Raw genomic sequence first — 4894 nt, 5'->3', positions numbered from 1 at the left:
CCTGGATGTAGCCGACCGGCCGGCCGGCGAGCTCGATGAGGTAGGGGCGGGTGGTGTCGCGGCCCTCGACCATGTCGCGGATCAGGGCGAGCTCCTCCTCCGGGTCGCCCCACCATTCGCGGACGTGCGGCGCGCGGAGCCAGGCGAGGAGCAGCGGGTAGTCGGCCGGCGTCACCGGGCGGAAGCCGATCTCAGGGGGCATCGAGGCTTTCCAGGACGACGTTGCCGTTGGTGTAGACGCAGATGTCGGCGGCGATCTCCATCGCGCGGCGGGCGATGGCCTCGGCGTCGAGGGGGCCGTCCATCAGGGCGCGGGCGGCGGCGAGGGCGTAGTTGCCGCCGGAGCCGATGGCGGTGACGTCGTGCTCGGGCTCGAGGACGTCGCCGGCGCCGGTGATGACGTAGAGCTCGCGGCCGTCGGTGACGATCAGCATGGCCTCGAGGTTGCGCAGGTACTTGTCGGTGCGCCAGTCCTTGGCGAGCTCGACGGCGGCGCGCTGGAGCTGGCCCGGCGCGGCCTCGAGCTTCTTCTCCAGCCGCTCGAGCAGGGTGAAGGCATCGGCGGTCGAGCCGGCGAAGCCGGCGAGGATCGGGTGGCCGCCGGGCGAGAGGCGGCGGACCTTGCGGGCGGTGCCCTTGATGACGGTCTGCCCGAGGCTGACCTGGCCGTCGCCGGCCACCACCACCCGGCCGCCCTTGCGCACCGCGACGATGGTGGTGCCGTGCCAGCCGGGGAAACGCTCGCGCTCGCTCATGTCCACCCTCACTTCCTCGGTAGCGGGATATATGGGCTGCGGCGGCCGGACGCCAGAGGCGTGCGCCGGGCACGGGGCCAGCACGCGTGCCCACCTTTCAACCATTTGAAATTACTGAAGGAAAAAACCGTCTATACGTTGTATTGACACGAGAGGGCGGACTGGGAGGCGGTACCGCGGTCGCCGGCCGGTCAGCCGGCGAGGAGCTCGCGGTGGAGCCGCTCGACGTCCTCGGCGCGCGCGAGGTCGGTGCCGGGGAGCATGACCGTGGCCGAGCCGGCGGCCATGCCGAAGAGGAAGGCGTGCGGGACCGGGCGGCCCTCGGCCAGCGCCAGCGTCATCGCGCCGACGAAGCTGTCGCCGGCGCCGGTCGCGCTGCGGACCGGCACCGCGGGCGCGGCCCGGCGGAAGGTGGCGGCGCGGCTGGCGAGGAGCGCGCCCTCGTGGCCCATGGTGACGGCGACGATCTCGGCCCGGCCCGAGTCGACATAGGCGCGGGCCGCCTCGGCCACCTCGTCGGCATCCTCGAGCGGCAGGCCGGTCAGGGCGCGGAACTCGCCGATCGAGGGCTTGACCAGCGTGACGCCGCCGGCCGCCAGCGTGGCGGCGAGCGCCGGGCCGGAGCTGTCGAGGACGACGCGGCCCCCGCGGTCCCTGGCCCGGCGGAGGAGGGTGACGAAACAGTCGTCGGGCAGCCCGCGCGGCCGGCTGCCGGAGATCACCAGCCAGTCGGGCGCGAGGCCGTCGATGACGCCGAGGCACTCGAGCCATTCCCCGGGCGTGACCTCCGGCCCCTCGGGGATGAAACGGTACTCCTGCCCGGTCGACCGCTCGAAGACGTTCATCGCGATCCGGGTGTGCCCGGCGATGGAGATGCGGCGGAAGGGCAGCCCGCGCTCGGCCATCAGCTCGTCGAGCACGCCGCCGGTGGCGCCGCCGGCGAGGTAGACCGGCAGCGCCGGGCCGCCGAGCTGGGTGATGACGCGGGCGACGTTGATGCCGCCGCCGCCCGGGTCGTAGCGGTCGCCGGTGGTGCGGATCTTGCGGGTCGGCTGGACCGTCTCGGCCTCGCAGGCGCCGTCGATCGCCGGGTTGAGGGTGAGGGTGACGATCGGCTTCATGCGGCCCCCCTTGCGGCGGCAGAGGCCGCCCGCGTTCCGGCATGTTCGCTCAAAAGCGGCGCATGTCGCCCGGCGCGCCAGATTGACGATTCTACTTCAGGTTGCATACGCTCGCCTCCCGTCCCCGCGGCGGTTCTTGGTATCAGGAGTAGTCAGATGTCCCTTCCCGATCTCGACGCGATCTTCAAGCAGTACGGCGACTGGTGGTGCAAGTCGAAGGGCGGCAAGTGCGACCGGATGAACGTCGTGCAGCCGGGCTTCGAGGATCGGCGGCTCGTGGTCGGCGACGGATGGATCGACTACTACGGCAGCCCCGACACCGAGATGAGGCCGACGATCGGCGCGCGCCAGACGCTGTCGAACGGCACCAACCTCGAGCAGTCGCAGACGGTCGAGCTCTCCAAGACGACGACGAGCACCTTCGCCTGGAGCCTGACCGAGGGCTTCAAGCTCGGCGCCGGGCTGAAGTTCAAGGTGGGCGTGCCGCCCATCGCCTCGGCGGAGACGACCTTCTCGGCCGAGCTCAACTTCTCGGCGACGCAGACCAAGACCGAGAGCGAGCAGAAGACCTGGCGGGTCAGCCAGCCGGTGAAGGTGCCGGCGCGCAGCGAGGTCGAGGCGGTGCTCGCCATCGACGAGCAGAGCTTCCGCCAGCGCTTCCACAGCCGCTGCGTGCTGAGCGGCTTCGTCTGCTCGAACAGCCCGGACCGGATCGAGGGGCACTATTTCTGGTTCCACCACATCACCGACATCATCCGCCGCTATCCCACGCCCGGATTCCGCATCGAGGGCAGCAAGGTGCACTACGAGGGCGACGGGGTCTTCGAGGGGAAGATGGGGGTGAGGACGCGGCTGAACCTGACCGAGAAGTCGCTCGACAACCCCAGGCAGCTCCGCAGCTGGTCGATCGTCGAGCCGATCGCCGGCGCCGGCATCGCCGGCCTGCACGACAAGGCGGCAGCCTGAACGGGAGGGCCCGCCGGGGGTGCCGGCGGGCCTTCGTCGCGTGATCGCGGCGGGCGTCAGGCGAGCTGGCGCTCGACCGTCTCGGTCTCGAAGATCTCGATGACGTCGCCCTCGCGGACGTCGTCGTAGTTCTCGAAGGCCATGCCGCATTCCTGGCCGACCTGCACCTCGCGGACCTCGTCCTTGAAGCGCTTCAGCGTCTTCAGCTTGCCCTCGTGGATCACCACGTTGTCGCGCAGGAGGCGCACGCCGGCCGAGCGGCGGGCGACGCCCTCGGTGACCCGGCAGCCGGCCACCTTGCCGACGCCGGTGATCTTGAAGACCTGCAGGATCTCGGCGTAGCCGATGAAGCGCTCCTTGATCTCCGGCGAGAGCAGGCCCGAGGCCGCCTGCTTCACGTCGTCGACCAGGTTGTAGATGATCGAGTAGTAGCGGATCTCGACGCCCTTCTGGTTCGCCGCCTCGCGCGCCGGCGCGTTGGCGCGGACGTTGAAGCCGATGATCGGCGCCTTGGAGGCGTCGGCCAGCGTGACGTCCGACTCGGTGATGGCGCCGACGCCCGAATGCAGCACGCGGATGCGGATCTCGTCGGTCGAAATCTTGTCGAGCGCCTGGACGATGGCCTCGGCCGAGCCCTGCACGTCGGCCTTCAGCACGACGGGGAGCTCCTTGACGTCCTTGTCGGCCTTGGCCTTGGCGAGCAGCTGGTCGAGCGTGGCGCTCGCGCCCACCGCCGCGCGCTTGTCGCGGGCGACGCGCTCGCGGTAGCTGGCGATCTCGCGCGCCTTGGCCTCGTCGTCGACGACGTTCAGCACGTCGCCGGCCTCGGGCGTGCCGTTGAGGCCGAGGACCTCGACCGGCACCGACGGCCCGGCCGCGTCCACCCGCTCGCCCTGGTCGTTGACCAGCGCGCGCACCCGGCCCCACTGCTCGCCGACGACGAAGATGTCGCCGCGCTTCAGCGTGCCCTTCTGCACCAGGACGGTCGCCACCGGACCGCGGCCGACGTCGAGCTTGGCCTCGATGACGGCCCCCTCGGCCTGGCGGTCGGGATTGGCGCGGAGGTCGAGCAGCTCGGCCTGCAGCGAGATGTTCTCGAGCAGGGTGTCGAGCCCCTTGCCGGTCAGCGCCGAGACCTCGACGTCGAGCACGTCGCCGCCCATCTCCTCGACCACGACCTCGTGGTTGAGGAGCTGGGTGCGCACCCGGTTCGGGTCGGCGCCCGGCTTGTCGACCTTGTTGATCGCGACGATGATCGGCACGCCCGCCGCCTTGGCGTGGCTGATCGCCTCCACCGTCTGCGGCATGACGCTGTCGTCGGCGGCCACCACCAGCACGACGATGTCGGTCACCTGGGCGCCGCGGGCGCGCATCGAGGTGAAGGCGGCGTGGCCCGGCGTGTCGAGGAAGGTGATCTTCGCGCCGTCCGCCGTGGTCACCTGGTAGGCGCCGATGTGCTGGGTGATGCCGCCGGCCTCGCCGGAGACGACGTTGGTCTTGCGGATGGCGTCGAGCAGCGAGGTCTTGCCGTGGTCGACGTGGCCCATGATGGTCACGACCGGCGGCCGCGACTGCAGGTTCGCCTCGTCGTCCTCGGACGCGAGGGTGATGACGTCCTCGACGTCGGACTCCGAGACGCGCACCACCTTGTGGCCGAACTCCTCGACGATGAGGGCGGCGGTCTCCGGGTCGATGGTCTGGTTCTGCGTCGCCATGATGCCGTTCTGCATCAGGACCTTCACCACGGCGGCGACCCGCTCGGCCATGCGGTTGGCGAGTTCCTGCACGGTGATCGCGTCGGGCACGTTCACCTCGCGCACGATCTTCTCGCGCTCGCCGGAATGGCCCTGGACGCGGCGCTTCTCGCGCTCCTGCCGCCGCTTCATGGCGGCGAGCGAGCGCTGGCGGCCCTCCTCGTCGGTGGCGTTGGCGATGGTCAGCTTGCCGGAGCGGCGGCGGTCGTCCTCGCCCTTGCCGCGGCCGCGCTTCTCCTCGACGGCCGGCGCCTTCTCGGCGGCCTTCTTCGGGCCGGTCGGCCGGCCGGCCTCGGCG

The 4894-nt window shown here is 71.0% G+C and carries 5 protein-coding genes; 1 reads left to right on the top strand and 4 read right to left on the bottom strand.

Features of this window, described 5'->3' with window-relative positions:
* From Q0112_RS12930 to Q0112_RS12920, 3 genes are all read right to left on the bottom strand, one after another.
* Positions 1-202: GNAT family N-acetyltransferase (locus Q0112_RS12930; RefSeq protein WP_297975931.1), on the bottom strand; the 202-nt coding region annotated here is incomplete at its 3' end.
* Positions 192-755 (bottom strand): ATP-dependent protease subunit HslV, encoded by a 564-nt coding sequence (gene hslV, locus Q0112_RS12925; protein WP_297975929.1) that lies wholly within the window; start codon positions 753-755, stop codon positions 192-194. The genes hslV and Q0112_RS12930, both read right to left, overlap by 11 nt.
* Before the next feature lie 191 nt (positions 756-946).
* The gene (locus tag Q0112_RS12920) at positions 947-1876 is read right to left on the bottom strand and encodes a 1-phosphofructokinase family hexose kinase (RefSeq protein WP_297975928.1); all 930 of its coding nucleotides are present in this window, start codon (positions 1874-1876) and stop codon (positions 947-949) included.
* Positions 1877-2032: 156 nt separating this feature from the next.
* On the opposite strand from Q0112_RS12920, the gene Q0112_RS12915 reads away from it, so the two are divergent.
* Positions 2033-2842 (top strand): ETX/MTX2 family pore-forming toxin, encoded by an 810-nt coding sequence (locus Q0112_RS12915; protein ID WP_297975926.1) that lies wholly within the window; start codon positions 2033-2035, stop codon positions 2840-2842.
* 56 nt (positions 2843-2898) lie between these two features.
* Here the strand turns inward: Q0112_RS12915 and infB are convergent.
* Positions 2899-4894 (bottom strand): translation initiation factor IF-2 (infB, locus tag Q0112_RS12910; RefSeq protein WP_297975924.1); only part of this gene is annotated, 1996 nt, incomplete at its 5' end.

This window comes from uncultured Amaricoccus sp. (genome assembly GCF_937858865.1).
GTDB lineage: Bacteria > Pseudomonadota > Alphaproteobacteria > Rhodobacterales > Rhodobacteraceae > Amaricoccus.
This window is presented reverse-complemented; position numbering and strand designations above follow the sequence as displayed.